Source organism: Microcoleus sp. A006_D1 (assembly GCF_036702805.1).
GTDB lineage: Bacteria > Cyanobacteriota > Cyanobacteriia > Cyanobacteriales > Microcoleaceae > Microcoleus.
In genome coordinates this window covers 189,829-205,620 of record NZ_JAUBVZ010000004.1, presented here as the reverse complement: position 1 = coordinate 205,620, position 15,792 = coordinate 189,829, and the positions used below count along the sequence as shown (strand labels likewise).

Genomic DNA, 15,792 nt, shown 5'->3' with positions numbered 1-15,792 from the left:
ATAATTAAAAGTTGAGAGATTTAAACAAATCCCGGCACTTGCAAGTTAGCAAGACCTGAAAACGTGGATGTAAAATTTCAATTTTGTAATAGATTGATACAACAAATCCCCAGCTAGCTGGAGAAATAGCAGGGAGTTTTGTATTTTTTGAAATGGAGATCAAACAATGGCTATTGCTACTATCAACCCGGCAACGGGAGAAACGCTGAAAACTTTTGAGCCGATCGCAGATGAGGCAATTGAAGCTAAGCTGGAATTAGCACAGCAAGCTTTTAACAAGTACCGCTACCTGCCGTTTGAGCAGCGAGCAATCTGGATGCAGAAAGCAGCGGATATCTTGGAGCGCGATCGCGAAATTTACGCTGAAATGATGACGCTGGAAATGGGCAAAACACTCAAATCGGCGATCGGCGAAATAGAAAAATGCGCCTTAGTTTGCCGCTACTACGCCAAAAATGCCGCTCAATTTATGGCAGACGTACCCGCAACCACCGACGCTAGCAGTAGCTTTGTCCGCTACCAACCGCTGGGCGCTATCTTAGCCGTAATGCCCTGGAATTTCCCATTTTGGCAAGTTTTTCGGTTTGCCGCACCGACGCTGATGGCGGGCAATGTCGGCTTGCTCAAACACGCTTCCAACGTGCCGCAGTGCGCCTTGAAAATCGAACAAATTTTCGCGGAAGCTGGCTTTCCCGAAGGAGTTTTTCAAACTTTGTTAGTGGGAGCCGACAAAGTAGCTAAGATAGTTGCGGACGATCGCGTAAAAGCAGCAACTCTCACCGGTAGCGAACCAGCCGGGGAAAGTTTGGCAGCAAATGCGGGCAAAAACTTGAAAAAAGTTGTGCTGGAATTGGGAGGAAGCGACCCATTTATTGTGATGTCCAGCGCCGATTTACCAGCAGCTTTATCAACTGCTGTCACATCGCGAATCCTGAATAACGGTCAATCTTGCATAGGTGCTAAACGCTTTATTTTAGCAGAAGAAATCGCCGATGAATTTATCAAAGGATTTGTGGAAAAATTCGAGCAATTAAAAGTAGGCGATCCGATGTTACCCGCAACCGATATCGGCCCTTTGGCTACCCCCAAAATTCTCGAAGATTTGGACAATCAAGTGCAAGCTTGCATCAAATCGGGAGCAAAACTTCTCACAGGCGGCCGCCCATTGTCAGAGAATGCCGGCAATTTCTACTTGCCAACTATTCTGGCAGATATTCCCCCGGATGCTGCGGCGCGCCAACAAGAGTTTTTCGGCCCAGTAGCCTTAGTATTCCGGGTTGCAGGCATCGATGAGGCGATCGCCCTGGCAAATAGCACATCCTTTGGCTTAGCTGCTACCGCTTGGACTACAGTAAGAGAAGAGAGCGATCGGTTTATTTCCGAACTAGAAGCAGGCGCCGTATTCATCAACGGCTTAGTCAAATCAGATCCCAGATTGCCCTTTGGTGGCATTAAGCGATCGGGTTACGGACGCGAATTGAGCATCCAAGGAATCCACGAATTTGTCAACATTAAAACAGTGTGGGTAAAATAAGCGCGCACTCAATAAACTTTTCGCAAAAACCCAAATCTATCTGCGTTTATGGTGGCACGGGCGTCCCGCCCGTTTATGGTGGCACGGGCGTCCCGCCCGTTTATGGTGGCACGGGCGTCCCGCCCGTTCTTCTATCTGCGGTTATAAACTCAAATGCAGTATTTTTGCGAAAAGTTGACAGAGTGCGATCGCCTAAAAACTTTGTCAGCCTCAAAAGCTGTACAATAAATCCCGACATTGCAGATTATTTGAGAAAAACAAATCCACACTTACAGAGGAAAAAAACGGCAATGAACACAGCTCAACTACTCGTAAAATGTTTAGAAAACGAAGGCGTAGAATACGTCTTCGGACTGCCAGGAGAAGAAAATTTAGAAGTTCTAGAAGCCCTAAGAAACTCTTCAATTAAATTTATTACTACTCGCCACGAACAAGGTGCCGCTTTCATGGCCGACGTTTACGGCCGCCTCACAGGCAAAGCCGGCGTTTGCTTGTCCACCTTGGGCCCCGGCGCAACTAACTTAATGACAGGAGTTGCTGACGCTAACTTAGACGGTGCTCCTCTAGTAGCAATTACTGGACAAGTCGGCACAGACAGAATGCACATAGAATCGCACCAATATTTAGATTTGGTCGCTATGTTTGCGCCAGTTACTAAGTGGAACGCTCAAATTGTCCGCCCTAGCACCACCTCAGAAATCGTCCGCAAAGCCTTTAAAGTTGCTCAAAGCGAAAAGCCGGGAGCAGTTCACATTGACTTGCCAGAAAACATCGCAGCAATGCCTGTAGAAGGAGAGCCACTCACCAAAGACAACCGCGAAAAAACTTTTGGCGCTTACCAAAGTCTGAATAAAGCTGCTGTAGCAATTTCTAAGGCAAAAAGTCCTCTGCTTTTAGTAGGAAACGGCACGATTCGCGCTAATGCCAGCGATGCTTTGACAGAATTTGCTACTCGATTAAATATTCCGGTAGCTAATACTTTCATGGGCAAAGGTGTAATTCCTTATACTCATCCTTTGGCACTTTGGACGACGGGATTGCAAAAACGGGATTACATTAGCTGTGCTTTTGAAGAAACAGATTTAGTGATTGCTGTTGGCTATGATTTGATTGAATATTCCCCGAAAAAGTGGAATCCTGACGGCAAAATTCCGATTATTCACATTGGAGCTCTGCCAGCAGAAATTGACAGCAGTTATATTCCTGTTGTAGAAGTTGTGGGGGATATTTCTGATTCGCTGAATGAAATTTTGCAGCGTGCCGATCGCATGGAGAAAACCGATCCTTTTGCTAAGCAGTTGCGGGCGGATATTCGGGCTGGGTACGAACAATATGCAAACGACGACGGTTTTCCGATCAAGCCGCAAAAACTGATTTACGATTTGCGGCAAGTCATGGGCCCGGAAGATATTGTTATATCTGATGTGGGAGCTCACAAAATGTGGATCGCGCGGCACTATCATTGCGATCGCCCGAATACCTGTTTAATCTCCAACGGATTTGCGGCAATGGGAATTGCGATTCCAGGCGCGGTGGCGGCAAAACTCGTTTATCCCGATCGCAAAGTAGTAGCAGCAACGGGCGACGGCGGTTTTATGATGAACTGTCAAGAGTTAGAAACTGCGTTGCGCATCGGTACTAATTTTGTGACTCTCATCTTTAATGACGGCGGCTACGGGTTAATTGAATGGAAGCAGGAAGATTATTTTGGTCATTCAAATTTCATCAAATTTGGCAATCCCGACTTTGTGAAATTTGCCGAAAGTATGGGTTTAAAAGGCTATCGCGTGGAAGCGGCCAGCGATTTAATTCCTATCCTGAAGGAAGCGCTCGCTCAAGATGTCCCCTGCGTGATTGACTGTCCGGTAGATTATCGGGAAAATGCCCGTTTCAGTCAATTATCTGGGGATATGAGTTGCAATACATAAGTTAGGAAACGGGCATTTTTGTGTCCGTGTCAATCAAGATAGTTCACTTACCTGAAATCTGCTGTATTTCGGGTAAGGGAGACTCTTCGAGATAAAGTCTTGTAGCTTCTTTGAGATTGGCGATCGCTTCTTCAATGGTTTCGCCTTGGTCAACTGTGCCGACTTCGGGACATTCGGCAATGTACATATCTTCTTCTTTATAAATGATGGCTGTGAAGCTTTGAGTGCTCATAGTTTTTTTGCTTCCATCATCAGAGGTTGCTTGCTTTCTATTACCTAGTCTATCTCGGATGAATCATTTTTACAAGTATAGGGTTGAAATGGGCGATCGCTACGGGATCGCTGCGCCGCGCGGGCTTTTTCAGAAATTTGCGAGACGAAGGGCGATCGCGTTTGCATAAAAACAGCTTTCGGGTTAGATAATTTTCAAGATAGCATTCGGGCATGAGCAATTTCTCTGTCACATATAAGACGAACTTGTGAATTAAAGAGAGTGTCGTCTCCGGTTTCAAGAAACCAGATAGAACGCACAAACTGAGTGGTAACTATTTTAATTATGCTAGGATACTCTTGCGAAAAGTAGTGACATGACACGCGATCGCTCCCATTAAAATCCCGATCGCCTATGTTAAAATTATGGAAGCTCAACCACGAGAAGTACAAAACTACCTGAAAGCCGACGGGACAAGTCCCTTTGAAGGATGGCTTGATTCCCTTCAAGATACTAAAACTGTATCTAAAATCAAGAAGCGACTGAGGCGAGTTGAGCTTGGCAATCTGGGAGATTATCGCTCAGTAGGAGCGGCAGTTTATGAACTTAAAATTGATTATGGCCCAGGCTATCGGGTTTATTTTGGACAAGTCGGGTTAACAGTTGTGTTGCTGCTATGTGGCGGTGATAAAAGCACTCAAGAACGAGATATTAGCCAAGCTAAAAAATACTGGAGAGATTATGAAAGAACTCAAAGTGCCAACAACTAGAAGCTACCACGAATACTTGATTTCTTCTCTTAAAACCCCTGAAAGTGCTGCTGGCTATATCGAAGCCATGTTGGAATTGGAGTCAGAAGGCCCCGAACCTGAATTGCTGCGAGCAGGACTTAAAGATGTGGTGGATGCTTATTTACAGATGAATGAGTTATCGGCGGGAGCTAAATTTATTTATGAGAAATTAGATCGGATGTTGTCTGAGAGTGGGGGTGAAGAAATTTATGCTTTGATAACTCTACTAGATCAACTGGGGTTGCAGTTAGCTGTCGCAGTAAAATAGGTAATTAATAAAGGAGTTAGGGGGGGATGCTTGCCACTGGCTACACGCGCTTTGACTATCAGACCTGACTTTATTTCTAGATTGTCACCAATAGCTATAGTATAATTGAAAATATTATCCTTATAAAAGCCATGTCTCAAGCAACATTAACTGATGTTTCCTTAGATTCAATATTAGAGCGTTTGACACAACTTACTAAACTGGAACCAGACTGGGATTCTTATGGTGCATTGCCAGTTTCGCCCGTTGCTTTTGTGAAAGCCTGTCAACTTCTCATTGATGTTAAATATGCTCTTTCAGCTTTAGTTGGCGATCGACTTTTACCATCAGATGTCGCACCAATTGCTGATGGTAGCTTACAAATGGAATGGCGGGGGCCGCACGGGCAACTAGAAGTGGAAATTAAGCCTGACGTGGATTTCAGCTATTTGCTAATCAAGGGTGAAGGAAGCGAGAGAAAGTTTGAGGAGAAAAACCAGGTATCATTGTCTGAGGTCTTGAATGTGGTGTCTCAGGTTTTGATTCCATAAGTCAGGGTATGGTAATGCTAGAAGAAATTGCAGATAACGATCTCCTTTATCGTCGGATTCCTAATGTACATCTTTATGAGGATGATACTGTAAAATCAGTTGCTTTTCAGGTTAGAGGAAAACCTGATGATAGTATCTCAGTTGAGTTAGCTCGGCTAACAACTCCGCAGGAAAGTTTAGCTTTTGCGAGAAATCCTGATACTACTAAGGTGGGTGTTTTGGTAGCGGGATACGCCCGTTCTTTAGGTTTTATTGTCCGGCATGATCCCTTGCCAGATAATTTAGCTCATTGTCTGATTGAGGGGGAAAATAATAAAGTTAAGTGTAAACTCTTAGCTGAAGCTACAACTATTTTGACTTTGCCTGAGTAAAGGCGATCGCGCTTTATGGATGAGATGAAATAAGAAAGGGCGATCGCTCTTTTGCAGAAAATAGGGAGAGAAAGGGCGATCGCGCTTTTTCAGCTTCAAGTATTCGGATTAGCTGTAGCCTTCGTGATGTACTGGATAATCAGATCAAAATCCTTACGGATGTCTGCCAGTTGTTTTACCCAGGTATTTGAAGAAGAAATCGCTTCCTCTTCCTTCTGACGAGCGGCTGCAATTTGCTTCTCAATCTCTCCGTAAACTTGTTGCTCAAATTCTCGCAACTGCCCTTCAAGTTGATTTTCTAGGTTTTGAGATATCGCGATAAACTGACTTGTAATTTCGCTTCGAGCCTCAGACATTTTCTGCTCTTGCTCCTGTTCTTGTTTGGCTTTATAAAATTCCGCTCCGATTGAAACTAATGTTAGAAGAGGCCCGACAAACATAGCGACATTAGCAATGTCTTTAGCAATGTTGACTGCTTGCCAAGGTCGAAAGTTAAAGCCGATAAATTCTCCGACAGTCAAAACAGTTTTATGGAGATTGCTTCCTACCACATCCATAGAGCGTAAAAAACCCCCTCCAGCAGTAGGTAAAAACCCTCTTGTCCCTAAGTCAGTAAGTTGACTTACATCAAGTCCTACTTTTTCTCCAACTTGGAAAAGCATTTCAACTTGCTCTATCAGTCGATTCCTATCTTCATTTTGTATAGATACTTTTTGGTTGACCTGCAAACGGGCTACAAAAGCCTGGACTAAATTACTTTGCAGTATATCTTTAACTTCATCTTGTATTGACTCAACTGCTGTATTCACAGCTTGTTCCATTTCGCGCCCTGCTCTCTCATAGTGTTGTTGTACCTTGATTTCAGCCTGTTTATTAAGCATCTCAAAGTTATCTTTGCCACCAACTGCTGAGGCGAGGATTCTGCCTTCATTAACAACTGCTGATGACAATAGTAGTGCTATGCTATGAATCTTGGTACGGAGACGATCGCGCTCTTTACGCACTGTACGAGATAAACGGTTTAGCACTTCAAAAAAAGCAGAGTCTTCGCTAGAGTTGCGAGTAAAGCTCAACTGAGCATCGTCAACACAGCTTAGAGCAATTCGGACGGGTGTATCAAAACGAGCAAGGGAGCCACGACGCTCTACAAACTGATTGAGAGCATCAATAAAAGTTGGAAATCGGCTGATTTCCGTCAGAAAATCATCGTTGCCATCAATGCCTTCATAATAGTCTTTGGCATCGATAAAGCAAATCGGAAATTCATCGAGACTGTAAGGCTTCAGTGCATCAGCAAGACTTTGGCGGTAGTTAGCAATCTTTTGCTCTTCTTCTCCTGCTTCATCAGACATTTTATTGATAACCAGCATCATTTTCCAGCGATAGCCTTTTTCATAGGCTAACTTCTTGAAATTCTCTGCTGTCAGTGAGTCAAAGAGCATATAGGTGAGGCAGAAAACCAGCAAGTCTGATTTGTTGATCGCTTCATAAGTAGTTTCATCGTGATCTTGGCGGTCTGTAAAAAGTCCAGGCGTATCAATTAGTTTGATGTCGCTCCAGTCATAATTGGTAGTTTTATCAGTAGCAATATCAGCATCAATGCGAATATCTCGCCGTCCTGTCAATGCAGAAATAATGGTTGATTTACCTGCACTGTACTGCCCCACAAAAGCTACTCCGAGAATCCCCTGCTCTCGATACTCTTTTAATTCATCGCGCACTTTTTTGCGGATAGCTGTTAGTTCGGCTGTGTTTCCCAGAGCCAGTAAGTTGTCAAACTTTACTAGCGTTTTTTTGAAAGATGCACCGACATCAGCAGCTTTAAAGTTGGGGTTGTTATGGGTCATGGTAGTTTAGTCCTTATTTGGGAGATTTGAGATAGCTAAAGGAAATATCCTCTTGAAGGATGTGTTTGATATCCTCTAGTGATTTTAGTCGCTGAACTTTCGATTTTGTTACAATCTTCATGTTACGCCCGAAATCTCGGTGAACTTTAGCAATGGTTTCGGCGATCCGCTCATCTGTGAGAGGTTCGTTTTCTTCAACACACCAGTCAATAATTCGCTTGGCATAAGCACGATTTAGATAATTTGCTGTACCTGATAACTTCTTTTTTGCTTCTTCAAGCTGAGTCGCAAGTTCATCTAGTCCTTTAATTAACTCCTCAAAGTAGGCCTCAATATTCACGGCAACAGAATCACAAAACTTGCTGAAGTTAGCCTCAGCGTCTCTGAGGGTGGCTTGCTTATGCTTGCTCAATTGCTCATTTAGTGAAATTGAGATGTTTTTAACAGCCTCGCCACGCTTTTGATCTTTTGATTTAAAGCGATCGGCAAGCCAATTGATCATCAAACCACTAACCATTACGATTGCAGTCGCAGCAAGCGCAGGTAAACCAAGAGGTGTTAAAGCTAGTCCTGCTAAAGGTATAAGAAGAATGCTACCTATTTTAAAAGCTAATTTATTGAAAGTCTTTGAATCCTGCTCGACAAACTGAAAGTTACCACCTTCTAGTTGAGCAATTAGTTTTAATTCATTTCCGACTTCTTCAAGAACTTCCTGAACTTCTTTGTTAAATTTTTCGCCATTCTCTTGAAATGCGGCTTTCAGGCGTTCCTCAAATCGGATAGACTTTAATTTTTGTTCCCATCCAGACTTCATTTGATTTTCCTTGGATTCCCAATAAGCCTCAGCAAAAGATGGAATAGCATTGATAGCATCTTGAAAAATTGACACGATTTGTTGCTGTAAAGATTCGCGGCTGTCCCTTCCTGCTGTCTGGATTTGCTTTTTGACCGTCTGACGCTTATTTTTCAGCGTCTCTGTCAATTTTTCATAGACTAAAGCTTGTTGATTCACCCATTGGTAAGGATTATCAATTGCGCCTACGGTAGAACCAAGCAGAGTTTGAGAGCGCCGAATTGCCCCATGATTAACCAGAGATTCACGAATTGAATCAAGAAAATCCTGCATCCGGCTTGCGTTAAAAAGCTCCTCTTTCTTCTTTTCGTGTTCGGGTTCGCGGGAAAGCTGCGCCGCCAGCAACATCACAGGAACAATCTTGAAGTAGTCATTAGCATAATGCTCTTGGGCGTAGCGACGGATACGTTCAATGTGTCCGCCTAGCCCACTTTGACCCTCCATATCAAAGACTTTATCGGGGTTCTTTAAGAAATGCTCCAGCCGTCGAGAATCGCGTAAGTTATTCTTGACATTCAGTAGAATAATTAATGGCTTTGCTTTTTCCTTTAATAACTGCAAGAAACGAAACTCACTCTCTTGGATACTGTCATTTGTCACCACATAACAAATCACATCTGACTCGTCGATAATACTTTTAGCAATTTCTTCGTCACTTTGGCCGCCCGGAGCACCAATCCCAGGAGTATCAATGATGCGAATATTCTTCCACTCGTACACCCGATTAAACCGAGTTGTGCGCTGCTTGCCTACACCGATCGCATCCCATCCATCATCTGTAACTATAGCGTGAAGAGTGCTTTTCCCCGCCTTAGTTCGGCCCATAAAGGTGATGCTGAAATGATTGAGAGCGCGTTCCTTGGCCCGAAGCGCCTCCCGTACACTCTCCATTTCTTTAATAATCTCGGCACTCAGAGAGTTTCTAGTATCCTCAAGTTGCTTGGCGACTTCCTTAGCAGTGGTAGCTTGACCTTTCCCACCTGTTTTATGTTTGATGTCTTCGATAGCCAGTTGAATATTTTTGCCCAAATTGGAAAGTGCTAGTAAAGCTCTTTTAAGCGCTAATTCTGCAAATTTGTAATCTTCATCAGCGATGACTGCACACTGACGAATCGCCTCATCATATTCTGGCCCAGTTAACAGGATTTCCCGTCGTATTTGCTCAACTTTTTGCTCACTCCCAGTGAGCTTTGCTACATTATCCACTAATGCGCGTGAAAGGAGAGAATCAGCCCCTTTAAGGAAACGCGCACCGATAGAGAGTTTCTCTTGCTGATTGTCTTCGCCTATAAATCGAGTATCACTAAAGGCTCCAACTTCTGCCAACTGTCGCTGTACTTCTCCCGTTGGCCAGTTCCAAATCCCTGCTACTTGTTCCGCCATCTGGCGTTCTAATGCTGAACAGAAACCGTCAACATAGGCGATCGCCAACATTTGCGACATGGCCTCACTTTGCTGACCGGGCGACACTTTCCGAGCTAAATCTTCAACAGAAAGCTGGTTTTCATCTTGAGCCAGAATTTTTTCCATCTCCGCGAGAGTGCGTTGAGAAGCGCTGATCTGGAGCGCGAGTTCGCGTAGTGCTTTTGACTCTTCACTATGAATCTGCTGATCCGCACATACCATGTGCGTGACTAATAGGAATGGGTAGTCTAGGTGTTCGGTAGTTTTTGAGATTAGGTCAGACATTTTCACTTATTCAATTTTAGGATTTTTTACTAATTAAGGCAACGCACCAGCCATCGTGTAAGGTGCTTGATTTACTCGTATCTTCTTCCTTGTTCAAATAAATTGACCAATTATTTGTAATTTGCATACCTCCCTTGTTGCTGGAGTCAAGCTGAATCGTAACCGATACGGTAGTATCAGATGCTACCATATCTAGAATTTTGACGTTTCTAGGTGCAAAGAAAGATGATGCAAAATCTTGAGACTTACTACACCAGTAAGAAGTACCACTATTTCCCTTGTTCACGATGTCATCTAAATATTGCTCCATAAACTTTGTAGCTGAATCTTTTACTGGATCGCTGGTTGGTGACGGCGGACTAGAGGAGGCTACCACCGCAGGTAATGGAGTTTGTTGAGCAATTAGTATTCCTTTAAAGCTTAGAGCTGCTAAGACAATAACTCCTCCTGCCAGCAAAACTTTTTGACTCTGTGGATTCTCCTTAAGATGATTTTTAGATATTTCTAATACTTCTTGAAACTTTTGCTGTTTTATTAACTGAATAACTTGAGTCAAAATTTCAGGTTTATTTGCAAATTTATCTGTTGATAATTTTTTTGAATCTGAACTAACCTCTGCCTTTAGCTCAAACTCTCGATTCCAAGCCGGGAAATCCTCACCCACCTGCTGCCCGTAAACCTTCACAGAAGCGATGATCGCCCCCGCCTTCAAATTCGTCAACTCCCTGCGGACAATCCTAACAGCCGCTTCCTCATCAGGAACCCGATCGCCCTCCAGCATCACCTGCAAACAACCATCTTGCAAACTCGCAGTCGCACTAATCCCCTTATTTTGCAACGGCAGATTTAACAGAGATGCGATCGCCTCCACATCCCCAAGCTTAGCCCGTTCCTTCAAACTAAGCTGATTTGACTCCGTATTTTCACTAGCACTTGCCCGCCCATCTGTAACATCCGTAACAGGCAACTTTAGCCCCGCCACTTCAAACTCTTGACTCCACGCCGGCACCTTCGCGCCCGTCTGTCGCCCGTAAACCTTCACTTTCTCAATCGATGCAGCCCCCAAACCAGCGATCGACTTACTCACCCACGCAGCTAGGGCTTGCTGACTAGGCGCTTCTGTCGCTTCCAGCATCACCTGCAAACAACCATCCTTAAGGGAAGCTGCGGCGGTGATGCCCTTGGCTTGTAGCTGGCGGTTCAGCAGAAGGGCGATCGCCTTTGCATCTCCCTGTTTCGCGAGTTCCAAAATATTCGGTTGTGTCATAACAGGTAAATACAACTAGCAGTTAACATAACATCTGCTGTCTTAAGTATAAATTGTTTCTTAAGTACCAAAACTTGTCAAGCCATATAAAGTCATATTTAGTAGTTTTTTTCCCTCCAACTAGGTCATAAAAAGTCACATTTAGTTGGTTGCTACTAAAAAAGTCATATTTAGTTGGGTTACAATCAGGTCAACCCCTTGCATCTGCCTAACCGATGGACGTTGAAGAAGCCTTAAAATTTACAGACAATCTAGCTTTAACTACTACGGGAAAACACTTAGATAGTCTGCAAAAAGCTATACTGCGCGGCGCTTGGGACAATCAAAAATATAAGGAAATTGCCGAACAACACCACCGTTCAGAAAAATATGTTAAAGAAGTTGGCTTCAAATTGTGGAAAATTCTCTCAAGTGCATTAGATGATGAGAAATTATGTAAAGCCAATTTTAGAGCTAAACTAGAAAATTTACGAGTTGGGAATGTCTCACTCGTCGGGAATGGCTGCATCCATATTGGCAACATCTCTGCTGAAAGTTTGCACTCTCCAGAAGTCTCACAATCTGAACCGCAAGACAAGGATAAATTTAAAGAAAAAGCAAGCAATTCCGAACCTCAAGTACATTTAGACTTATCTGACGCACCAGAACCCAACCTATTCTATAACCGCACATCCGAACTCACCACCCTCAAACAGTGGATTTTGGAAAACCGCACCCGCCTCATCACCATATACGGCTTATCCGGTATCGGCAAAACCGCCCTAACTCTCCAATTAATCCCACAAATTCAACACGAATTCGATTATATTATTTACCGCAGTTTCCGCAATTCTCCACCCCTGCCAACCCTGCAAACAAACTTAATTCAATTCGTCTCCCAGCAACAAGACATCGAATTGCCCTCACTTATTGAGCATTTGCGATCGCACCGCTGTCTCCTAATCCTCGATGACGTACAAACGATTTTCAGCAGCGGACAACTCGCAGGCCACTACCAACCAGGCTATGAAAATTACGGCACATTCTTCAAACAACTAGCAGAATCATCCCACAACAGTTGCTTAATTCTCCTCACTTGGGAAAAACCCAGAGAAATTGCCGCCCTAGAAGGCGAAAACCGCCCGTGTAAATCGCTGCAACTCAACGGTTTGGGCGCGGAAGCAGGGGAAATATTCAGAGAAAAAGGTTTAGCAGAAGAGGAAAAATGGTCGCAACTGATTGACCTTTACCGAGGCAATCCCTTATGGTTAAATATAGTTGCAACTATGATTCAAGACTTATTCGGTGGCAGCGTTTCCGAGTTTCTCTCCTATGATACCCTATTTTTAGGTGATTTAGAATGTCTGCTGCACCAGAAGTGCGATCGGCTAACCGAATCAGAAAAACAAGTGATATCCTGGTTAGCTAGTGAAGCCGAACCCGTTGAAATATCAAAATTTTCAGCCAATCTCGAATTATCCCGATCGGCATTGTTACAAGCTGTACAATCCTTGGGACGGCGTTTATTAATTGAAAAAGTGAAACAAGGTGATAAAACACTTTTCACACTCCAGCCTGTATTAATGGAGTATCTGAAAAACCAGCATTAATAACTCACTCAATTTGTGATTAACTAAATCTCTCAATAAACATATCGGGAGTAATAATTTCTACTGTCCTAAAAGGATTTAATATCAACAAATCCATATCCCCCGTAACAATTATATTGGCATTACCACTAACAGCTAACTCTAAAAACTTATTATCTTTTTCATCTCGACACACTGCGATTGTTTCGGTAATAGAGACTAACTGGGATGAACTGATAAATTTAAGCAAAAATACCTTTCTGTCTTCTAAAGAAAGATACTTGTTAAACTTTTGACGATTCAAAACTTGCTCTAATTCTTTTAAAGTCGCTTCAGAATATAAAATTATTCCTTGTTTTTCTGCCAATTCGATCGCCCGAAATGGTACTGAGGTTTTAAAAAGCAAAGCACTGATTAAAACATTAGTATCGATCGCAAATCTATTCATCATTATCGGCTAAAATCTCCTGTAAAATTTCTGGTGTCAAGCCGCGCTGTTGTGCTCGATCAGAAATTTCTGCCATTACCTCCGTTAAAGTTTTGTTGTGTAAATTTTCTCTCAAAAATAATTGAAGAATCGAGCTTAACTGTTTATGAGTCTCAGGAGTAGCCCCTTCAAAAGCCTTCTTAATGTCTTCATCAACTTGAATTGTAATTGTTGTCATAACCCTTAAAAAGATAAAAAGTTAATCAGAAAACAATTTCTTGCTTACATTTATTGTATCACAGGGTGTTAAGTTCAATTTCTACTAAGACCCCATATCCCTCAGCTTGCGCCACGCTACGCTATCAGCCAAATCTGCCTCAATGCGCTTACGTGCGATTCACGCTCGGGATAGCTTCGCCGATCGCACATCCGAACTCACCAACCTCAAACTGTACTATACTATAGAGCGTCCCGCTGGCGACCATCACTCACCAGCATCCCGATCGCACTCCGATGAGTAAATCTAAAATCTAAAATCGACTAATCTATTACTTAACTATAATGAAAATCGCCACCTGGAACGTCAACTCAATTCGCACCCGCATAGAACACGTTACTAACTGGTTACAAACAAACCAAATAGACATTCTCTGCTTGCAAGAAACCAAAGTTACAGACAAAGACTTTCCCCTGCAACCCTTCCTCGACATCGGCTACCACTGTTATATTTCCGGTCAAAAATCCTACAACGGCGTAGCTATTTTTAGCCGATCGCCCATGTCACAGATCAGCGCCGGATTTTCCCCCATTCTCGGCGACGCAACCGTCGGCAGCTTCGACGAACAAAAGCGCCTCATAGCCGGGGTTATAGACGATATTTGCATCATCTCCGTGTACGTTCCCAACGGTTCCGAGGTGGGTTCCGAGAAATATGAATACAAACTAAAGTGGCTCAAACTGCTGCAAGAATACCTCAAAATAGCACTAGACAAATCGCCCAACCTGTGCATTTGCGGCGACTTCAACATCGTACCGGACGATCGAGATATTTACAATCCCAAAGCTGCTGCAAACTCAGTTGGCCTATCAGTAGCCGAACGCCAAGCATTAACAGAAATCACCGAATTAGGATTGAGCGACCCCTTTCGCAAATTCACCTCAGAAGGCGGACATTATAGCTGGTGGGACTACCGCGCCGCCGCATTTCCCCGCAACAACGGTTGGAGAATCGACCACCATTATCTCAGCCCTACCTTGTACGAAAAAGCCAAAAACTGTACAATAGATATTGCTCCCAGAAAATTAATCAAACCCAGCGATCACACCCCCGTAATTGTCGAAATTTGATTTATAAGTTATAAATAAAACTAAGGCAAAAGAAACCCGGTTTCTACCCTAAATCTTAGGTTGAGCAACCATAAATTTAAGAAATCCGGTTTCTTGAATCCTAGGCGATGCTTGACAAAAGAAACCCGGTTTCTACCCTAAATCTTAGGTTAAGCAACCATAAATTTAAGAAACCGGGTTTCTAAAACCCCTTGCAGAAGATTCCTTCTTCAATCCGTTAAATCCGTTACAAAATCCGCTGCCGAACTTCCTTCTCCCATAACAACCAACAACCAAAAATCATGTTCTTAGTAACCGGAGCAACAGGCGCACTAGGCCGCCGAATTGTACGAGAAATCAGACAGCAAGATCAGCCTGTGCGCGCATTTGTTCGCCTCGCTTCTCGATACTCAGAACTAGAAAACCGAGGCGCAGAAATTTTTATCGGCGACTTGAAACAAGACAAAGATATCAAAAAAGCTTGTCAAGGAGTGCAGTACATCATCAGCACCCACGGCACCGGCGGCGACGTTCAAGCAGTACACTACCGCGCCAACATAGAACTAATCGACTGCGCCAAAGAAGCCGGAGTGCAGCACTTTGTCTTTCTTTCGGTACTGGGAGTCGATCGCGGATACGAAGATTCCGCAGTATTCAAAGCCAAGCGAGAAGTTGAAAAATACCTGCAAAACAGCGGATTAAATTATACCATTTTGCGGCCTGCCGGTTTTGCTTCGAGTTTGTTACCGCTAGCAGAAAGGTTTCGAGAAACCGGACTTTACCTGCTGATTGGCGATCCCAAAAACCGCACCTCTGTTGTCAGTACCGACGACTTGGCAAAAATTGCAGTAGACTCGCCAACAGTCGAAGGCGCGCGCAACCAAATTTTACCAGTCGGCGGCCCAGATGTGCTGACCAGAGACGATATTGCCCGCATTTTTGGACGGTTATTCAAGCGCGAACCGATGGTAATTAACCCTCCAATGGTTGTGTTTGACGGATTGCGAAATGCCTTGGGTTTATTGAATCCTCAAGCTCAAAAAGGCTTGGGAACTTTGCGGGTATTGTTAGCTAACGAGTTTTTCTGCACTCCCGAAGAAGTGCAAAATCTGGAATCAATCTACGGCATGAGAATGGAATCTCTGGAAAGCTTTTTTCGGCGCAATTTGAGCGTTTAAAAAA

At 43.6% G+C, this 15,792-nt stretch carries 17 protein-coding genes; 10 read left to right on the top strand and 7 right to left on the bottom strand.

Annotated elements, in window-relative coordinates; all coding sequences use genetic code 11:
• Positions 1-166 precede the first annotated feature (166 nt).
• Positions 167-1,534 (top strand): NAD-dependent succinate-semialdehyde dehydrogenase, encoded by a 1,368-nt coding sequence (locus QUB68_RS09185; protein WP_332991505.1) that lies wholly within the window; start codon positions 167-169, stop codon positions 1,532-1,534.
• Positions 1,535-1,634: 100 nt separating this feature from the next.
• Here QUB68_RS09185 and QUB68_RS09180 read toward each other — a convergent pair whose 3' ends face one another.
• Positions 1,635-1,772 carry a hypothetical protein gene (locus QUB68_RS09180; protein WP_332991963.1) on the bottom strand — a complete coding sequence of 46 codons (138 nt, stop codon included), beginning with the start codon at positions 1,770-1,772 and terminating at the stop codon, positions 1,635-1,637.
• Between the two features lie 52 nt (positions 1,773-1,824).
• Here QUB68_RS09180 and QUB68_RS09175 point away from each other — a divergent pair, with 52 nt between their 5' ends.
• A complete protein-coding gene (locus QUB68_RS09175) occupies positions 1,825-3,462 on the top strand; it encodes an acetolactate synthase large subunit (protein ID WP_442923059.1) in 1,638 nt (545 codons plus the stop codon).
• A 43-nt stretch (positions 3,463-3,505) separates the two neighbouring features.
• Here the strand turns inward: QUB68_RS09175 and QUB68_RS09170 are convergent, their stop codons facing one another.
• Positions 3,506-3,694, bottom strand: coding sequence for a type II toxin-antitoxin system HicB family antitoxin (locus QUB68_RS09170; RefSeq protein WP_332991503.1), 189 nt, complete (start codon positions 3,692-3,694; stop codon positions 3,506-3,508).
• Positions 3,695-4,098: 404 nt separating this feature from the next.
• Between QUB68_RS09170 and QUB68_RS09165 the strand changes: the two genes are divergently transcribed.
• From QUB68_RS09165 to QUB68_RS09150, 4 genes are all read left to right on the top strand, one after another.
• Positions 4,099-4,443: a type II toxin-antitoxin system RelE/ParE family toxin gene (locus QUB68_RS09165; RefSeq protein WP_332974914.1), complete on the top strand. Its 345-nt coding sequence runs from the start codon at positions 4,099-4,101 to the stop codon at positions 4,441-4,443.
• Positions 4,415-4,732 (top strand): helix-turn-helix domain-containing transcriptional regulator, encoded by a 318-nt coding sequence (locus QUB68_RS09160; RefSeq protein ID WP_332991501.1) that lies wholly within the window; start codon positions 4,415-4,417, stop codon positions 4,730-4,732. Before QUB68_RS09165 ends, QUB68_RS09160 begins: the two co-directional genes overlap by 29 nt.
• Before the next feature lie 131 nt (positions 4,733-4,863).
• Positions 4,864-5,262, top strand: coding sequence for a hypothetical protein (locus QUB68_RS09155; RefSeq protein WP_332991499.1), 399 nt, complete (start codon positions 4,864-4,866; stop codon positions 5,260-5,262).
• Positions 5,263-5,276: 14 nt separating this feature from the next.
• On the top strand, positions 5,277-5,633 hold the full coding sequence (locus QUB68_RS09150) for a hypothetical protein (RefSeq protein WP_332991497.1): 357 nt from the start codon (positions 5,277-5,279) through the stop codon (positions 5,631-5,633).
• A gap of 95 nt (positions 5,634-5,728) precedes the next feature.
• On the opposite strand, the gene QUB68_RS09145 is transcribed toward QUB68_RS09150, so the two are convergent.
• The 3 genes from QUB68_RS09145 to QUB68_RS09135 are packed head-to-tail and all read right to left on the bottom strand — an operon-like array spanning position 5,729 to position 11,289.
• Complete coding sequence (locus QUB68_RS09145; protein ID WP_332991495.1) at positions 5,729-7,480, bottom strand: GTPase; 1,752 nt, start codon at positions 7,478-7,480, stop codon at positions 5,729-5,731.
• A gap of 13 nt (positions 7,481-7,493) precedes the next feature.
• On the bottom strand, positions 7,494-10,022 hold the full coding sequence (locus QUB68_RS09140; RefSeq protein WP_332991493.1) for a GTPase: 2,529 nt from the start codon (positions 10,020-10,022) through the stop codon (positions 7,494-7,496).
• 16 nt (positions 10,023-10,038) lie between these two features.
• The gene (locus tag QUB68_RS09135; protein WP_332991491.1) at positions 10,039-11,289 is read right to left on the bottom strand and encodes a hypothetical protein; all 1,251 of its coding nucleotides are present in this window, start codon (positions 11,287-11,289) and stop codon (positions 10,039-10,041) included.
• A 215-nt stretch (positions 11,290-11,504) separates the two neighbouring features.
• On the opposite strand from QUB68_RS09135, the gene QUB68_RS09130 reads away from it, so the two are divergent.
• The gene (locus tag QUB68_RS09130) at positions 11,505-12,878 is read left to right on the top strand and encodes an ATP-binding protein (RefSeq protein ID WP_332991489.1); all 1,374 of its coding nucleotides are present in this window, start codon (positions 11,505-11,507) and stop codon (positions 12,876-12,878) included.
• A gap of 19 nt (positions 12,879-12,897) precedes the next feature.
• Here QUB68_RS09130 and QUB68_RS09125 read toward each other — a convergent pair whose 3' ends face one another.
• Both QUB68_RS09125 and QUB68_RS09120 read right to left on the bottom strand, forming a co-directional pair.
• The gene (locus tag QUB68_RS09125; RefSeq protein WP_332991487.1) at positions 12,898-13,308 is read right to left on the bottom strand and encodes a putative toxin-antitoxin system toxin component, PIN family; all 411 of its coding nucleotides are present in this window, start codon (positions 13,306-13,308) and stop codon (positions 12,898-12,900) included.
• Positions 13,298-13,522, bottom strand: a complete 225-nt coding sequence (locus QUB68_RS09120) for a hypothetical protein (RefSeq protein WP_332991485.1) — start codon at positions 13,520-13,522, stop codon at positions 13,298-13,300. The genes QUB68_RS09125 and QUB68_RS09120 overlap by 11 nt, the downstream gene beginning before the upstream one ends.
• Positions 13,523-13,664: 142 nt before the next feature.
• Between QUB68_RS09120 and QUB68_RS09115 the strand changes: the two genes are divergently transcribed.
• The 3 genes from QUB68_RS09115 to QUB68_RS09105 all read left to right on the top strand — a co-directional run bounded on the left by QUB68_RS09115 (position 13,665) and on the right by QUB68_RS09105 (position 15,788).
• Positions 13,665-13,805, top strand: coding sequence for a hypothetical protein (locus QUB68_RS09115; RefSeq protein WP_332991484.1), 141 nt, complete (start codon positions 13,665-13,667; stop codon positions 13,803-13,805).
• Between the two features lie 40 nt (positions 13,806-13,845).
• On the top strand, positions 13,846-14,631 hold the full coding sequence (gene xth / locus QUB68_RS09110; protein ID WP_332991482.1) for an exodeoxyribonuclease III: 786 nt from the start codon (positions 13,846-13,848) through the stop codon (positions 14,629-14,631).
• 281 nt (positions 14,632-14,912) lie between these two features.
• Positions 14,913-15,788, top strand: a complete 876-nt coding sequence (locus tag QUB68_RS09105) for an SDR family oxidoreductase (protein WP_332991481.1) — start codon at positions 14,913-14,915, stop codon at positions 15,786-15,788.
• Positions 15,789-15,792: the final 4 nt, after the last annotated feature.

Coding starts and splice junctions, on each gene's coding strand:
- QUB68_RS09185 (WP_332991505.1), top strand. CDS start 167: ATGGCTATTGCTACTATCAACCCGGCAACGGGAGAAACGCTGAAAACT.
- QUB68_RS09180 (WP_332991963.1), bottom strand. CDS start 1,772: ATGTCGGGATTTATTGTACAGCTTTTGAGGCTGACAAAGTTTTTAGGC.
- QUB68_RS09175 (WP_442923059.1), top strand. CDS start 1,825: ATGAACACAGCTCAACTACTCGTAAAATGTTTAGAAAACGAAGGCGTA.
- QUB68_RS09170 (WP_332991503.1), bottom strand. CDS start 3,694: ATGAGCACTCAAAGCTTCACAGCCATCATTTATAAAGAAGAAGATATG.
- QUB68_RS09165 (WP_332974914.1), top strand. CDS start 4,099: ATGGAAGCTCAACCACGAGAAGTACAAAACTACCTGAAAGCCGACGGG.
- QUB68_RS09160 (WP_332991501.1), top strand. CDS start 4,415: ATGAAAGAACTCAAAGTGCCAACAACTAGAAGCTACCACGAATACTTG.
- QUB68_RS09155 (WP_332991499.1), top strand. CDS start 4,864: ATGTCTCAAGCAACATTAACTGATGTTTCCTTAGATTCAATATTAGAG.
- QUB68_RS09150 (WP_332991497.1), top strand. CDS start 5,277: ATGCTAGAAGAAATTGCAGATAACGATCTCCTTTATCGTCGGATTCCT.
- QUB68_RS09145 (WP_332991495.1), bottom strand. CDS start 7,480: ATGACCCATAACAACCCCAACTTTAAAGCTGCTGATGTCGGTGCATCT.
- QUB68_RS09140 (WP_332991493.1), bottom strand. CDS start 10,022: ATGTCTGACCTAATCTCAAAAACTACCGAACACCTAGACTACCCATTC.
- QUB68_RS09135 (WP_332991491.1), bottom strand. CDS start 11,289: ATGACACAACCGAATATTTTGGAACTCGCGAAACAGGGAGATGCAAAG.
- QUB68_RS09130 (WP_332991489.1), top strand. CDS start 11,505: ATGGACGTTGAAGAAGCCTTAAAATTTACAGACAATCTAGCTTTAACT.
- QUB68_RS09125 (WP_332991487.1), bottom strand. CDS start 13,308: ATGATGAATAGATTTGCGATCGATACTAATGTTTTAATCAGTGCTTTG.
- QUB68_RS09120 (WP_332991485.1), bottom strand. CDS start 13,522: ATGACAACAATTACAATTCAAGTTGATGAAGACATTAAGAAGGCTTTT.
- QUB68_RS09115 (WP_332991484.1), top strand. CDS start 13,665: ATGCGCTTACGTGCGATTCACGCTCGGGATAGCTTCGCCGATCGCACA.
- xth (WP_332991482.1), top strand. CDS start 13,846: ATGAAAATCGCCACCTGGAACGTCAACTCAATTCGCACCCGCATAGAA.
- QUB68_RS09105 (WP_332991481.1), top strand. CDS start 14,913: ATGTTCTTAGTAACCGGAGCAACAGGCGCACTAGGCCGCCGAATTGTA.